11 protein-coding genes and 1 pseudogene are annotated in these 16,196 nt (G+C 44.6%); 9 read left to right on the top strand and 3 right to left on the bottom strand.

The genetic code is table 11. The features are described 5' to 3' along the window. The first annotated feature begins 22 nt into the window (after nucleotides 1-22). The 6 genes and pseudogenes from MLE17_RS06400 (at nucleotide 23) to bioD (ending at nucleotide 7,109) form a co-directional block, all read left to right on the top strand. A complete protein-coding gene (locus MLE17_RS06400; RefSeq protein WP_243347927.1) occupies nucleotides 23-1,012 on the top strand; it encodes a YARHG domain-containing protein in 990 nt (329 codons plus the stop codon). A 347-nt stretch (nucleotides 1,013-1,359) separates the two neighbouring features. Further along, nucleotides 1,360-3,619: pseudogene (bioA, locus tag MLE17_RS18920) on the top strand (adenosylmethionine--8-amino-7-oxononanoate transaminase). A gap of 93 nt (nucleotides 3,620-3,712) precedes the next feature. Continuing rightward, the gene (locus MLE17_RS06415) at nucleotides 3,713-4,879 is read left to right on the top strand and encodes an aminotransferase class I/II-fold pyridoxal phosphate-dependent enzyme (protein WP_410795600.1); all 1,167 of its coding nucleotides are present in this window, start codon (nucleotides 3,713-3,715) and stop codon (nucleotides 4,877-4,879) included. Continuing rightward, nucleotides 4,858-5,511, top strand: a complete 654-nt coding sequence (locus MLE17_RS06420) for a DUF452 family protein (RefSeq protein ID WP_243347931.1) — start codon at nucleotides 4,858-4,860, stop codon at nucleotides 5,509-5,511. The genes MLE17_RS06415 and MLE17_RS06420 overlap by 22 nt, the downstream gene beginning before the upstream one ends. Before the next feature lie 109 nt (nucleotides 5,512-5,620). Continuing rightward, the gene (gene bioC / locus MLE17_RS06425; protein WP_243347932.1) at nucleotides 5,621-6,388 is read left to right on the top strand and encodes a malonyl-ACP O-methyltransferase BioC; all 768 of its coding nucleotides are present in this window, start codon (nucleotides 5,621-5,623) and stop codon (nucleotides 6,386-6,388) included. A gap of 25 nt (nucleotides 6,389-6,413) precedes the next feature. Further along, nucleotides 6,414-7,109 carry a dethiobiotin synthase gene (gene bioD / locus MLE17_RS06430; protein WP_243347933.1) on the top strand — a complete coding sequence of 232 codons (696 nt, stop codon included), beginning with the start codon at nucleotides 6,414-6,416 and terminating at the stop codon, nucleotides 7,107-7,109. A gap of 32 nt (nucleotides 7,110-7,141) precedes the next feature. On the opposite strand, the gene MLE17_RS06435 is transcribed toward bioD, so the two are convergent. Both MLE17_RS06435 and folB read right to left on the bottom strand, forming a co-directional pair. Then, on the bottom strand, nucleotides 7,142-9,898 hold the full coding sequence (locus MLE17_RS06435) for a putative LPS assembly protein LptD (RefSeq protein WP_243347934.1): 2,757 nt from the start codon (nucleotides 9,896-9,898) through the stop codon (nucleotides 7,142-7,144). Between the two features lie 111 nt (nucleotides 9,899-10,009). Continuing rightward, nucleotides 10,010-10,363 carry a dihydroneopterin aldolase gene (gene folB / locus MLE17_RS06440; protein ID WP_243347935.1) on the bottom strand — a complete coding sequence of 118 codons (354 nt, stop codon included), beginning with the start codon at nucleotides 10,361-10,363 and terminating at the stop codon, nucleotides 10,010-10,012. Between the two features lie 193 nt (nucleotides 10,364-10,556). On the opposite strand from folB, the gene MLE17_RS06445 reads away from it, so the two are divergent. The 3 genes from MLE17_RS06445 (at nucleotide 10,557) to MLE17_RS06455 (ending at nucleotide 12,877) form a co-directional block, all read left to right on the top strand. Next, nucleotides 10,557-10,901, top strand: coding sequence for a polymer-forming cytoskeletal protein (locus tag MLE17_RS06445; RefSeq protein ID WP_243347936.1), 345 nt, complete (start codon nucleotides 10,557-10,559; stop codon nucleotides 10,899-10,901). A gap of 269 nt (nucleotides 10,902-11,170) precedes the next feature. Then, nucleotides 11,171-12,466, top strand: a complete 1,296-nt coding sequence (gene eno, locus MLE17_RS06450; RefSeq protein ID WP_243347937.1) for a phosphopyruvate hydratase — start codon at nucleotides 11,171-11,173, stop codon at nucleotides 12,464-12,466. A gap of 180 nt (nucleotides 12,467-12,646) precedes the next feature. After that, complete coding sequence (locus MLE17_RS06455; RefSeq protein ID WP_243347938.1) at nucleotides 12,647-12,877, top strand: (4Fe-4S)-binding protein; 231 nt, start codon at nucleotides 12,647-12,649, stop codon at nucleotides 12,875-12,877. 52 nt (nucleotides 12,878-12,929) lie between these two features. On the opposite strand, the gene MLE17_RS06460 is transcribed toward MLE17_RS06455, so the two are convergent. Continuing rightward, nucleotides 12,930-16,172: a UvrD-helicase domain-containing protein gene (locus tag MLE17_RS06460; RefSeq protein WP_243347939.1), complete on the bottom strand. Its 3,243-nt coding sequence runs from the start codon at nucleotides 16,170-16,172 to the stop codon at nucleotides 12,930-12,932. Nucleotides 16,173-16,196: the final 24 nt, after the last annotated feature.

Genomic DNA, 16,196 nt, shown 5'->3' on the forward strand with positions numbered 1-16,196 from the left:
TATTTATAATCACACACAAACTATGAAAAAAATCATCTTGCTCTTTACACTGACTATCCAGATTACTTTGATCTTTGCAGATGATACCAACTTAGGTTCACAAGGAGGAAACGTCTTCCCTATCATGAGAAACAAGTATATCAGGATGGCAAAGGAAGATGTCAAAGTGAAAATGCTAAAGGATAGTTGTATCGTTACCTGTCTGTTTTGGTTCAAGAATTACAGTAGAGAGAAGCAATATGTTTTTATGGGCTTTCCTGATTACTTTGAATGTGTTGGGGAGGATTCTGAGAGTCTGCGACATTTTACATGTCAAATTAATAATAAAAAGACCGAGGTAAGACCATTGTCACAAAAAATTACCGAAGAGTTAGATACAGCAGAGGTCAATTATGAAAGATGGTACTGCTGGGATACCAATTTCAAACCGAATGAAACATTGTTAATCTGGAATACTTATGTTGCCAATTGGGGAGGAAGCGCTGACGGAACATTATTAATCAGCTACCTGATCGGAACCGGAAGAACCTGGCATGAGACCATCGGTGACGGTAAAATTACTTTTGACTTTTCGGACCTGGTTTCGCAAAGTTTTGTTGATACCACCGGCTATGGAACACATAAACTGAGTCCGGGCATGACTCGTCAGGTTTATAATGACAGTATAGTTTATTCTTTTAAAAACTACTATCCCGATTGGGGTGAGCAATACAGTGTTTCACTACTTCCATTTTGGAAATATTATGCTTATAATGATACCATTTCAACAAACCCGTATAAGGAAGGGAGAGGCGAATTTTCTTTTGAATACAAATATACCAAACCGACATTACGTCTAATGCGTAATGAAGTCTATGCCCGTCATGGGTATATCTTTAAAGATGAAGCCCTGAATACTTACTTCCGAAAATTCAAATGGTATAAGCCTAATCCAAAGTTCGAGATGAATCAGCTAAAGAAGTTTGAATTATACTTTATTGATTATATCAAGGGGCTGGAGGAGAAGAAATAATTTATAGCACACGGATGACACGGATTTTGACGGATAACCACGGATTCCTTTTTCTTATCCGTGAAAATCCGTGTTGCTTGCATCCGTGTTATCCGTGTGCTTATCTCGTCATCCGTGTGCCATGAATTTTCAACCGTGTGCATATTATTCCTATCTTTGCCCCGCAAAAATACCTCAACATGTTCAAACAGACACAATTCAACAAAAGAAAACGACTCCATTTCCGACGCTGGTCGAGAAAGGGGTATGCCATCTTCGTGTCCCGTCATTATGAGGTGATTATGTCGGAATGCACGGCCTCCGTGTCCTCCGGATTCCTACCAAAAACCAAATCAATCAAAAAACAAATGCTAACAGTTTCTCAACTCGAAGAGAAAGTGCTATGCGGCGAACGACTCACCGAAGAGGAAGCTCTTTGGCTGGCTCTGCATGCCGAAAATGAAGCACTTTACGCGGCGGCCAACCGCATCCGCGAACATTTCTGCGGAAATAAAATGGACCTGTGCACCATCCTCAACGCCAAATCAGGCAAATGCTCCGAAGACTGCAAATGGTGCTCGCAGTCGGCTCACCACCAGACCAACATTCAGGTTTACGACCTGGTCAACCCGCAAGAGGCTTTCCAACAGGCCAAACACAACGAAGCGGCAGGCGCCCACAAATTCTCCCTCGTCACCAGCGGCCGCGCTATTTCCCATCATCATCTCGACAAACTTTGCAAGATTTACTCTGATCTGAAGAAAGAGACTCCGAAGCTCGAACTTTGCGCTTCCATGGGGCTACTCGATCGGGAAAAGATGCAAAAACTGCTCGATACCGGTGTCAAAAACTACCACTGTAATATCGAAACGGCTCCGTCCTTCTTCTCCGAACTTTGCTCTACCCACACCTCTGAAGAAAAAATCGAAACCATCCGGATTGCCCGCGACCTCGGCATGGGGATCTGCTCCGGCGGTATCATCGGTATGGGTGAAACGATGGCGCAACGGGTAGAGATGGCGCTCACCCTACAAGAGCTGGAGGTAGAATCCATTCCGCTCAACATCCTCAATCCCATAGAAGGTACCAAACTCGAAAACCAGTCCCCACTTACTGACGAAGAGATTCTGACCACCATTGCCGTGTTCCGATTCGTGAATCCGAAAGCGCTGATCCGCTTTGCCGGAGGACGTAACCTGATTGTTCATATCCAGAACAAAGCGTTAAAAGCCGGGATCAATGCGGCATTGATCGGCGACCTGCTGACCACCATCGGCAGCAAAGGAATGAAACAAGATATCGAAGATTTTAAAACCGCAGGATTTGATGTCAATCGTTGAAACTGAACTACAGCAACGGCTCGCACTCGACCGGAAGCATATCTGGCATCCCTACACGTCAATGATTGATCCGTTACCTGTTTATCCTGTCCGCTCTGCGAATGGGGTATATATCGAACTGGAAGACGGTCGCCGCCTCATAGATGGCATGTCATCGTGGTGGGCTTGTATCCACGGATACAATCATCCGGTGATGAACTGCGCCATCGAAGGGCAGTTGAAACGGATGTCACACATCATGTTTGGCGGATTGACGCACGAACCGGCCATATCACTGGCTGAAAAGCTCTTGTCCATCGTTCCGCACAACCTGAAACATATCTTTTACAGCGATTCGGGTTCGGTATCGGTGGAGGTGGCCATGAAGATGGCGATCCAGTACCAGCATGCCCTGGGCAAAAAAGAAAAATGCAAGTTCGCGACCATTCGTTCCGGTTATCACGGTGATACGTGGAATGCGATGTCAGTGTGCGATCCGGTAACGGGGATGCACGGATTGTTTGGTACGTCATTGCCGGTACACTACTTTGCTCCAGCCCCTACTTGTAAATTCGGTGGGGAATGGAATCCGGAAGATTTCCAGCCGATGCACGCTTTATTGCAAAAACATCGCGGGGAAATCGCTGCTGTTATCCTCGAACCGATTGTACAGGGAGCCGGAGGGATGCGTTTCTACCATCCGCAATATCTGGTGGAACTTTCCAGGTTATGCAAAGAGCTGGATATCCTGTTGATCTTTGATGAAATCGCGACCGGCTTTGGCCGAACCGGAAAACTCTTTGCCTGTCACCATGCGAATGTGCAGCCCGATATCATGACCATCGGGAAAGCCATTACGGGAGGCTACATGAGTTTTGCCGCCACGCTGGCAAGCAAAGAGGTGGCATTGACCATCTCACGGGGCGAAGCGGGAGTCTTTATGCACGGTCCTACCTTTATGGGAAATCCATTGGCTTGTGCTGCGGCGAATGCCTCCTTTGATCTGCTGATAAACAGCAATTGGCAAGCGAATATCGGTCGCATCGAAGCGCAAATGCAACTAGAGCTGGCTCCTGCAATGGCATTTGAAAATGTAGCCGATGTACGTGTACTGGGTGCGATCGGTGTGATCGAAATGAAAGAACCGGTGAACATGGCCCGTATGCAGGCCGCGTTTGTTGATCAGGGCATCTGGGTGCGTCCGTTTGGCAAACTGGTGTATATCATGCCGCCGTATATTATTTTGGATGATGAATTGTCGAAATTAACCAATGGGTTATTGAATACAATAAGAATGGAACACGGATGACACGGATGCTACGCAACACGGATATTCACGGATAAGAAAAAATCCGTGGTCATCCGTCTAAATCCGTGTTATCCGTGTGCCAACAATATGATTATGGAAAAATACAAACAACACCTGGAATCCCTACGCCAATCGGGTAACCTGCGCCAATTGCGCGACATTACGTTGCACGCTGAACGCATCGGATTTCAGGGAAACGATATGGTCAATCTCTCCTCCAACGATTATCTCGGGTTGGGAGCCGACCAAACACTCTGGCAAGAATTCCTGCAAACGGAAGCACAAACCGAAAACGGATTCTTTCCCGGTAGCGCCTGTTCATCGCGCTTGCTGACCGGCAACCACTCCGCCTATCAGGAACTGGAAGAAACGCTCGCTACGCTTTATAAAACCGAAGCAGCGTTGGTTTTCAACAGCGGCTACCACGCCAATATGGGGATCCTGCCTGCTTTGGCCGGAAGCAAAGACCTGATCCTTGCCGACAAACTGGTGCACGCCAGCATTATCGACGGGATACGCTTGTCGGCAGCTAAATGCATCCGTTTTCCTCACAATGATCTGGAACGTCTGGAAAAGATTCTGGTGAAGGAACGGAATGAATACGAACACGTTTTCATCGTCACCGAATCCATTTTCAGCATGGACGGAGATTTGGCAGACTTGCAGCGGTTAGTAGAAATCAAGGAACGTTACAATGCTTTGTTGTATGTTGATGAAGCCCACGCGCTGGGCGTTCGCGGTGAAACCGGATTAGGATGCATTGAAGAGTTTGGCCTGTTGGGTAAAATCGATTTACTGGTGGGCACTTTCGGCAAAGCGATTGCTTCGCAGGGAGCTTTCGTAGCCTGCAATCAGATTCTCAAAGAGTATCTGGTGAACACGATGCGGACGTTGATTTTTACCACGGGCTTGCCGCCCTGGTCGGTAAAGTGGACGAACTTCGTGATGCAGCGACTTACTGCGATGAAAAACGAACGGGCTCATTTATCCGAAATATCAAACGCATTGCGGGAAACGATTCTCGCTTGCGGATTGGAAACTGCCGGAGAGAGTAACATTGTACCCATCATCATTCGGGATATGAGCAAAACGCTTCAACTCTCAAAATATCTGTGCAAACAGGGCTTCTTTGTGCTGCCCATTCGCCCGCCAACCGTTCCCGCAGGAACAGAGCGCTTGCGCATTTCCCTGACTGCCGCAATCTCTAACGAGCAAATCCATCAATTCTCGGAAATATTATGCAAACACATTGGCAAATAAACGGTCAGCGCAAGCTGATCCTCTTTTTCAGCGGTTGGGCGATGGATGGAAATCCGACTACTCACATTGAGTCACACGATGCGGATGTCTGCACCTGCTTTGATTACCGTTCGTTGGAAACGAATGATTTGGAGAAATGGCAATTGTACGATGAAGTAATTCTGGTGGGTTGGTCCACCGGGGTATGGGCGGCAGAGCAGGTTCTCGTAGATAGCAATTCACCAATAACCAGAGCCATTGCCATCAATGGAACGTCAACGACCGCACATGATGAAACGGGAATTCCCCGTGCCATCTTTCAGGGAACATACGACAACCTCAATCCGCAAACGATGCAGAAATTTCAACGCCGGATGGTAGGAAGTGCAGCTGCGATGAAAGAGTTCTCAGCTATAGCTCCTAAGCGTGATTTGGATGAGCAAAAAGAGGAATTGGCTGCCATTCTGGCTTTTGATTTTCATGCAAATACAACCAGTAAATTGAAATGGAATAAAGCGATTATCGGAAAAAACGATGCGATTTTTCCTGTGGAGAATCAATTGCGTTACTGGAAAAGTCGTACTGAAATCGTGGAAATGGAGATGCCGCATTATCCGTTCTTTGAAATGAAGGATTGGATGGTGATTATATAGCACACGGATGACACGGACGCTTTGCAACACGGATTTTCACGGATTTTTCCTAATCCGTGAAAATCCGTCTAAGTCCGTGTCATCTGTGTGCCAAATATCAAAAAAACAAATGAACAAACAACTCATAAAATCCCGCTTTGCCAAAAGCCTGCAAACTTACGAACAGCAAGCTGATGTGCAGAAGCTTATTGCCGGGACTCTCGCTCTAAAGGCCGGTGAATATTTGCCTGCTTCGTGCGATTCATTGCTGGAGATCGGTTGCGGAACGGGATTCCTGACACGTGAACTGGTAAAACAGGTTACAGTAAAAGACCTATGGCTGAATGATCTGGTGGATGAGTTGGCTCTGCATTATACCGACTTATCCGATCAGATAAAAGAACAAACAGCATTACGATTTATACCCGGTGATGCCGAACAGATAACATTTCCTTCAGAAGTTGACTGTATCATGTCCGCTTCCGCCATTCAATGGATGACTGATCTACCCCGATTTTTCAAGAAGGTAAATGAAGCATTGTTGCCGGGAGGCTTCTTTATTTTCAATACCTATGGTCCTTCCAATTTTCAGGAAATCCGTTCGCTGATTGGATCCGGACTTCCTTATCCGGACATGTCGCAATTACAGAAAATGCTTGGTGATTCCTTTGAGATCAGGGAAGCATTTGAAGAGACACATATCCGGCATTTCGATTCGCCGGGTGAGGTACTGAGGCATTTGCAACAGACTGGAGTGACGGCGACAGATAGTTCATTTGCCTGGAATAAAAAGAAACTGCACGATTTTAATCATAATTACCGACTATTTTTTTCTGAAAATGGAAAGGTGATATTAACCTGGCAGGTCTATTATTTTGTTTGTCGAAAATCACTCTAACTTCATATAACTCCAATAACTACTTATGACTCCTTTTAACTCCATAAACAAAACCTACTTCATCACCGGCATTGATACCGACGCCGGTAAAACCATTATCACCGGTGCAATAGCAAAATATTTACACGATAAAGGGATAAACATTATCACCCAAAAACTTTCACAGACCGGATGTATCAATCAATCGGAAGATATCCAGGTTCACCGAAAAATGATGGGCGTAGAAACATATCCTGAAGACCAGGAAGGATTGACTTGCCCGTATGTTTTTCCTCTACCCTGTTCTCCTCATCTGGCAGCAAAACTGGAACAGACAAGAATCGATCCCGCCAAACTGAAAGCTGCGACAACCGAACTGTCTAACCGTTACGAATGTGTATTGGTGGAAGGTGTCGGTGGCCTGATGGTGCCACTGAATGAAGAGGTATTGCTGATTGATTACCTGAAAGATTGCAATTATCCGGTGATTCTGGTGACCAGCGGTAAACTGGGCAGCATCAATCACACCCTGCTTTCGCTGGATGCCTGCAAACACCGTGGGATAAATGTGGTTGGAATGGTATTTAACCACTTCGGAGCTTCCAATCCGGTAATAACCGATGATACGATATCTGTTTTTCGGGAACAGTTAGGTAAATATTACCCGGAAGCGAAATTGGTGGAAGTGCCCATCCTTGAAGACAAAACAAAACCGGTAGATTTTTCCATTCTGTTTGGATAAAATCTACCGGTTTTATTCTATTTAAAAACGAATTAATACCAAGGAATTGCGTCGTACGAGTTTCCTCGTTTATCGTATTTTACATCTTTCAGCAGGGACGATTTCACGCTGATGGTAACATTGAAACTCCGGTAAGCGCCAAAGGGAACTACCCCGGCAGTCGCTTGCCAACAGTGTAAGTCGCGGGAGAAGTTGATATTGGTATAGGAAATCTTATGCGTATCAAAGTCGTAACTGCTCGACATATTAAAGACCCAACCGGGAGTAAGTGTAATGTTTCCGGAAAAGCCGAGGTTATGGGTGATTTTGTGATTATACTCTAGTTTTTCCTTATTGAAGGTACTATATCCGTAGCGCATGGAGTAGTTAAAAGATAAACTCCAGGGCACGCTCCACAACATATATCCGTCTTTATCGAAGGAGGCAGTAGGTTTCTCCTCTTTTTTCTTATTGGGGTCTCGGTCTCCGGCCAGATTATCAGACTCAGGATTCTGGTCAGGCTGAGTCTCCGGTTTCTTATCTTTTTTCCCATCTTTGTCTTTACCCTCCTCTTTTCCACCGAAAAGTTTATTGAAAGTCTCGTTATTTAAGGTATAGGAAAATGAGGTTCCGGTACTCATCAGGCGACCTAACCCAAAAGAATGGTATTTTTCCCAACGGGTTACATTGACTTTTACCGGATTGCCGTTTTTGTCCAATTTATAAGTATAGGTATCAAAAGCGCCACTCAGATTCAGTGAAAAACCTTTGGTCAGTTTCATCCGGATGCTGGCATTGACATCGCTCCAGTTCATGGAGTCAGCAGCCAGGTTATAGCTGATACCGGTGGTAAAGTTATCAATCAGACTGATCTTTTTTACGCCGCTGGAGTCACGGTTTGAACGGACTTTCATCTCCAGATTATTGGTCATGTTAAATGAAACCGATCCGTTCGTTGTTCCGGGTGCCGAATAATACAACCCTCCCTGATAAGGAGAATAATAGACATTAGCCTTTGTCTGCGAATTATAATAACTGGTCCAGAAGCTACGGTTGTTTTGGAAATCCGGTGAGTAATTAAACGAAAGACTAGGTGTAAAAACATGGCGGATCACCTGAATTTTCCGGCCAAACAGAAACGGCATCGGTGTATAGAATCCATAGAGTTTAGTCGAAGCACTTACACTAGTACTGTAATTGTACATCCGGTTGAATCCCCAGATGGTATCTTGCAGCTCTTTATTATTCATCTCATCCCATGACCTCATGATCCGGTTGGTAAACCAGCTTTCCCGGTAGTTGAATGACGGGGTCACGTTGATATATTTCAGCAGGTTGAAGGTCGCTGAAACCGGAATGGAGTGTTGCATCCCGTTTCGCCAGTCTTTAATCAGGTTGGAATTGAACAATTTATCCTCCTTGGTGTCAATGCTATTGGCCAATTGTCCGGAATAGGTCAAGCCGATCTTTTCGTACCAGCGCTCTTTGCCTATCATCTCCTTTCTTTTAAAAGGATAAATGCGGTTGCTGGTGGCTATCGACAGGTTGGGTAACGAAACAGAGATGGACGAGTCGCTCGAACGCTGGTTGATATTCATCGAAGTATTGAACGTCAATGGAAAGCGCGGATTACGCCAGGAAAGGTTCACACTCGAACTTTTATTGTTTTGGGTAAATGCCTGGGCATTGTAGTAGCTGGAAAGGTCATGACGGGCATAACTCGATGTCGCAAAGTTCACACTGGCCGAAAAGGTCATATTGGGATTGGCCTTTGCATCCTGCGAATGAGACCAGGTCAGGCTGAAGTCTTTCGATTTGTTATAGTCCGATTGCCCCTTCTCACCAGTCACAGTCATCCGGTAGGAAGCATTAAAGTTCCCGCTGAATTTGTATTTTTTCGTGTAAGTCGAGGTTGAACTCAGCCCCCAGGAGCCTTTGGTATAAATTTCCCCTCTGACCGCCATATCAGCGTAATCATTTATGGCAAAATAATATCCACCATCTTTCAGGTAGAATCCACGGGTAAGCTCCTCACCATAAGATGGCATCAAAATTCCTGACGAATATTTTTCTGTAAAGGGGAAAAATCCAAACGGAATAGCCAACGGCAGCGGTACATCTTCAAGAACAAGATAAGCCGGACCGGTCACCACATTCCTCTTTGGACGTACTTTCGCTTTTGTTAACTGGAAATAGAAGTGCGGATGGTCATGTTCGTCACAGGTGGTGTATTTACAGTCGGTCATGAAAAGATCATCACCTTCTGTCTTTTTGGTTTTGCCCCCCACAACGTAACCTTCACCCTGCTGAGTAACGACACTGGTAATATACCCTTTCTTCGTCTTGAAGTTATAGCGCATCGTCTTCGAGTTGTACTCGTTGCTTTTTTCCTTAAAAATAGGCTCTCCGACCATTTTTCCGGCGGTATCCTTCCGTCCCTGGGCATAGACAATGCTGCTATCCATGTTCATCTGGATATAGTCGGCTTTCAGCTCAATCTCTTTATAGTTTACCTTACTATCACCGTACATTTTGGCATAATTGGTTCCCATAAACACGACAGAGTCAGTCGCCTGATACTGAACAGTGGCATCGAGAGCCTTCTTCGATTTTTTGGCTTTGAGGGAATCTTTGAGGTTTACGGTTTTGGCTGAATCGGCTTTTGGCAACGCAACCGAATCCGTTGCCGTCTTCGGTGCAGCGGACTGCTCCGGCTTCTGCGACAAAGGTCCGATTGCTTTCTGTGCTTGTGTGGAAAGTAAAAGAAGGAGGAATAACGAAAGCAGAATATATTTTGTCTGTTGTGTCATTAAGCTTTGCTATACTGAATTAGGCTGCAAAGCTACTTCTTTTGGGGAAAATTAACGCAGAATTACTCTTAAAATACCTTGTAATAGCTGCGTTGAACGGTATGAAAATGATTAATCGCGTAGAATCACTCCGGCACGTTCCGCTTCACCACATCCGGGAGGATTCAGTTTATAGACTTTTACCTCCAAAGCCGTTATTTTAGGAAACGTAGAACGCAACCTGCGGTAAATCCTACCGGCAACATGCTCCAGCAATTTCGAAGGAATTTCCATTTCTTCTTTCACAACATCACACACATCTGCATAAGAAATGGTTTCGTCCAGCTCATCCGTCGCGGTCGCTTTCACCACATCAGCTTCGAGCAGTATCGAAACGGTAAAATGGTTGCCGACAATCTGCTCCTGCTCCATCACCCCGTGATAGGCATAAAAGCGGATATTATCTATTTGAATGGATGTTTTCATCGGGAATTTTTTCGGGATTTAATTTGAAAAGCATTTACGAACCGAGGCTTTCATTTTACTTCGTAGTTACCTAAAACGTCAGTTTACAGCTTCTTACAGAGACAAAACTCAGTCAATCAACAAAATATTCGTATTTTTGCCTGCAAATTTACGCAAATCACAAAATATAACCGCTTTAGCCACTTGTTTTGTCATGTCAAAAGAGAATATTTCCACCGGCAGCTCCCACAATACCATCGCCCAGGACACAAAGATCACAGGTGACCTGATCACCTCAACGGATATCCGGATTGACGGGGAAATCACGGGAAATGTCACCTCCGGGAATAAAATCATTATCGGTCCCAAAGGTGTGGTGACCGGAGATATAATTTGTGAAAATGCGGAAATCTCGGGAACACTGAATGGCAATGCTCTCGTTAAGAAACTCTTAATCCTCACCGAATCGGCTCAAATCAACGGGGATGTACAAATGGCAACCATCTCTATTGAACCCCATGCAACCTTAACGGGCTTTTGCAGGATGGTACGGGAGTGAACAAATACAAGTATTGAAAATTGCTACTCAGACATTGCATTTAGCCAAATCCGAGGTTAAAATCCATTAAACTACAGCCTCGTACTATAAATGAATTGGACGCAAAAAAGAATAATGTCTATCTTTGAAATGTGAAAATCAAGAGCAATTTGTAAACACTCTTTTCAAATTTGTTTCATATTGATTTTTCAGGGTATTAGATTCATTCCGGGCATCCGTTTTTGCCCTCAAAACGCTTGGTTTTTATTTCATTAATCAATTATACAATTATGAAAATCGCAAAAATCGTTGGACGTGAAATTTTGGACTCTCGCGGTAACCCAACCGTAGAGGTTGATGTAATTTTGGAATCAGGTATCGTTGGCCGTGCAGGTGTACCTTCTGGTGCTTCTACAGGTGAAAACGAAGCTCTTGAGCTTCGTGACGGTGACAAAAAACGTTACCTGGGTAAAGGTGTTTTGAAAGCTGTTGAAAACATCAACACTGTAATCGCACCTGCATTGGCTGGTATGAGCGCATTGCAACAAACTGACATCGACGCTAAATTGCTCGATCTTGACGGTACTAAAACTAAATCTAACTTAGGTGCTAACGCATTGTTAGGTGTTTCTTTGGCTGTTGCTAAAGCGGCTGCTAACTACCTCGATATCCCATTGTACCGTTACATCGGCGGAACTAACACTGTAGTTCTTCCGGTTCCTATGATGAACATCATCAACGGTGGTTCTCACTCTGACGCTCCTATCGCATTCCAGGAATTCATGATTCGCCCTGTAGGTGCTAAATCATTCCGTGAAGGTCTTCGTATGGGTGCTGAGGTATTCCACTCATTGAAAAAAGTACTTCACGACCGTAACCTGAGCACTGCTGTAGGTGACGAAGGTGGTTTCGCTCCTGCATTGGACGGTACTGAAGATGCATTGAACAGCATCATCCTGGCCATCAAAAACGCTGGTTACAAACCAGGTCGTAAAGAAGATGGCGGTGATGTATCTATCGCTCTTGACTGTGCTTCTTCTGAGTTCTACAAAGACGGTATCTACAACTACGCTAAATTCGAAGGCGCTGAAGGTGCAAAACGTACTTCTGCAGAGCAAGTAGAATTCCTTGCTTCTTTGGTTGAAAAATTCCCTATCGACTCTATCGAAGACGGTATGTGCGAAAACGACTGGGACGGATGGGTTGCATTGACTCAGAAATTGGGTGACAAATGTCAATTGGTTGGTGACGACTTGTTCGTAACTAACGTTGAGTACCTGAAAAAAGGTATCGAGCTTGGCGCTGCTAACTCAATCCTGATCAAAGTTAACCAAATCGGTACTTTGACTGAAACTTTGGACGCTATCGAAATGGCTCACCGTGCTGGTTACACTTCAGTAACTTCTCACCGTTCAGGTGAAACTGAAGATGCTACTATCGCAGACATCGCTGTAGCTACAAACTCTGGTCAAATCAAAACCGGTTCTTTGAGCCGTTCTGACCGTATGGCTAAATACAACCAATTGCTTCGCATCGAAGAAGAATTGGGCGCTCGCGCAGTATATGGCTACGCTAAAGTAAAATAATTCATTCCTGAATTATATATGCAAAAGCCGGTTGTGAATCACAACCGGCTTTTTTGTTCACTAAAAATGCTGTTTTTAGTCTATCCCATCAAAAAAAGTTGATTTTCCTTCCTACTTTTTCATCGTTTGTTTTGTTGTAGTAACAGATATGCACAGTTGTTAATCCCAAAATCTCAAACCATGAACATGAAAAAGTATTACTCAAACGGAGAAATTACCGTTGTCTGGCAACCCAGCCTCTGCGTTCACTCCGGAATGTGTCTGAACGGCCTTCCATCCGTTTTCAATAATGGGAATTCACCCTGGATAAATCCACAAGGAGCCACTACCGCCGAAATCATCAAACAGGTAGAAGCCTGCCCTTCAGGCGCACTGAAGTGGCATCGAAATGAAGAATTTTACCACGGCTAATTCCTTTTCAGATATAACAAATCCAAAGTCCACAGGCTTTGGATTTGTTATTTCACACCTCTTCGACCTCTCCCAACTCCACAAACCAGAGATATCCTTTTACGCTTTCGTATTTCATCTGGCTGATTAAAGACATGTAACGCGACACCTGCTTGTGGTATTTTTTATCTTTTCGCGTTCCGAATTTAAAATCAACCACAATCACCTGGTTACCATTAATAACTACGCGGTCAGGTCGGTAAAAAGCCCCATCGGGCTGTAAGATTTGCACTTCATTTTTCACCGCTGCTTCCGGTGAAAACCAGGGTGCAATTTCCGGATTATCCAGTAGGTCATATAGATGCGCTGTAATCTCAGCTCCCTTTTCTGTTGTAATCTCTCCGGCAAACACAAGTTCCTGCACTGCATCCTCCACATCATCTATCACCACAATGCGGCTCAGGATATCGTGCATCAGATTACCATAACGACGCTCTTCCGTTCCGGCAAAGAAATCCCGGTTTCTCAAACGTAGCTGCAACCTCCCATCCGGATTCACGGAGCGATAGTTGGCCATTTTCTGCTCACCGGACTTTGTTTCCGTCTTGATTTGGGGCTTCCATCCCACACCATCCTCATAAGCCAATTGCTCTTCCGAATAATTTGAATTGAGGGAAATAAACTCCCGTTCCGAATCATCTTCCATCATGTATTCAGAAGAGTGATTTATACAGAAATGGAGCACACCGCCCAATCGCTTGGTCTCCGCTTTTTCCGATTTGGGACAAAAAGCGACCATCTCCTCTTTAGCCCGGGTAAAGGCGACATAGGCGACATTCAGGTTATCAATATAGGAATGGATTTTCTCTTCAAAATATTCAAAGGCAAAAATGGAATCGGCAAGCGATTTATTATATGGAATTGGCAATAACGGAATTTCATCAAACGGAGCTACTTTTGGCTCGCACCACAATATATTGTTAGGCTTTTGGTCAATTTCCCAGTCACAGAATGGAATCAAAACCGCTTTAAAACCCAATCCTTTTGATTTGTGAATGGTCATGATACGAATAGCATCCTGAGAATCGGGCGTAGAGATAGTCTTCTTCACTCCACTCTCCTGCCACCAATCGAGAAAGGCAATCAGGTCAGCCGATTTTCGTCCGCTGAAGTCAAGCACCATATCCTGAAAGGCCTGCAAAAAGACATTATCCGAATCATTTCCCGATTGCATAAACAAGGCCACCAAGCGCTCACACATTTCGTATAATGGCAATCCTACGACCTCTTTCAGTTCAACTTTAACCTCCTGTGGAAAATCAGCCTCACCTCCGTTATTTTTAAAAAAGTCATCGGCGGCATCTATTCCCGGATTCATCCAGATGGCATATTCCATCAATGCCATGCGTTTCAGATTCTCATCTGTTGGCTTGCGCAGGTAATTCAGGATAGCCAGTATAAGTTTGACAATCGGAGCGTTTTTCACATACAAGGCTTCATCTGATATGACATCGAAACGGTATTTCGGATTGGATTGTTCCTGCTTGTATTGGAGCAGACGCTCTGCCACCCGGCTCCCTTCATCTTTGGTACGGACGAGTACGGCCATATCGCGCAACGAATAGCCTTTGTCCTGCCACTCCTCGATCACTTTAGGCAGTTGGGCTATTGCCTCATCTTTCCACTCTTTGATTTCTGATGTATCAATAAAGTTAAAGCGGACATGACCGACCTGCTCTTTCTTCTTATCGGGAACCTGTTGATAAACGTCTTTGTATGCCTCACAGATTTTGGTTAGATAAGGAACAAGTCGTTTATCACTCTTTAGGCTATCAGGAACCTCATCATTAAATTTCAACTGTAAAGCCCTCGAGGCAACAGTAAAAAACGCATTATTGAAGCCGACGATAGCCGGACAACTCCGCCAGTTGGTACCGAGCACCTTATCGTGCATTTGTCCGCTAAACTCACGTCCAAGCTGTTGGTCAAGCAACTTCCAGTCGGAACTTCTCCAGCGATAAATACTTTGCTTGACATCACCCACAATGAGATTGGAAAGCTTTTCGGACGAAAAGTCCTGCTGAGCCAGACTTTCGTGAATCAACGGAGAAAAATTCTGCCACTGCATGACCGAGGTATCCTGAAACTCGTCAATCATGTAGTGGTCAATCTTAACCCCAATTTTTTCATAAATAAAAGGCGTATCTGTATCGTCTATGATACGATTGAGCAGATGAGTTGTATCTGCCAGCAACATCAGGTTATCTTCGGCAGCCAACTCCTTGATTTTATTATCAATATCATTGAGAATCCCAAGCGTGTAAATATGCTTGCGGATAATCAATGCTGAATTGTATAACGGATACTCTTCAAAATGAGCCATAACTTGCTTGATGCAATCATTCAGGCCATTGAGAAAAGAGGCTTTAATCGCTGCATCGTATTGCTTCGATTTACCGGCTGCTTTCCATTGGTCAATATCATCGGCCAGTTTCTGGAAAGCCGCAGTCGGTTGTTTGATTTCACCTTTAGCCAGCGTGGAAAAGAAACGTAATGGAGAACGTGCACCACCGGAGAAATCATCTGCCGTAAAGCCATTCCGGTCAATAACCGCCAATCCTCCGTTACCCAGATTCTTTGCCGTTGCTTCAAACTTAGCGACCAACTGGCTCAATTGCTGAATGTACTTCCTCAATTCGCCTTTGTCCTGCAACTTTTCGCGAATTACACCGCTGAGTTGTTTATATTTTTCTTTGAAAAGCTCGGTTCCCAGTTCGATGACCTCTTTCTTGAAGTTCCACGATTTTCCATTTTCAATTTTCTCCTCCGAAAAACGAAGCAACCAACTCAGTATCTCTTTATTGGCGGGGTCTTCCAGGGAAAATATCATCTTATCCACCGCTTCGGTCAGGATGCGATTGGTATCGAGTTCGACATTATACCCTCCCTGCAATCCGATTTCACGGGCAAAAGCACGCATCGTCTGTTGGAAGAAACGGTCAATCGTACTGATATTGAAAGAGGAATAATCATGCAAAATACTGAGCAAAATGCGGTTTGCCCGCTGATAAACCGCCTCTTCCGAAAGTTCAAACTCACGCATCAACGTTTCCAGATAATCAGACTTACTACCTTGAGAAAGAATATCAAGCTCCTGAATAATACGTTTCTTCATCTCGTCCGTAGCCTTATTGGTAAAAGTCACGGCAAGAATGTGGCGGTAAGCGCCATTTCCGGTAAAAAGTAATTTGAGATATTCTTCGGTGAGCTGGTGGGTTTTACCCGAACCGGCAGAAGCGCGATATACTGTGAGCATGATATTTTTCTTGAAAATTGATAT

Origin of the sequence: Parabacteroides sp. FAFU027 (assembly GCF_022808675.1) — a bacterium.
Classification (GTDB): Bacteria; Bacteroidota; Bacteroidia; order Bacteroidales; family UBA7332; genus CAXXIC01.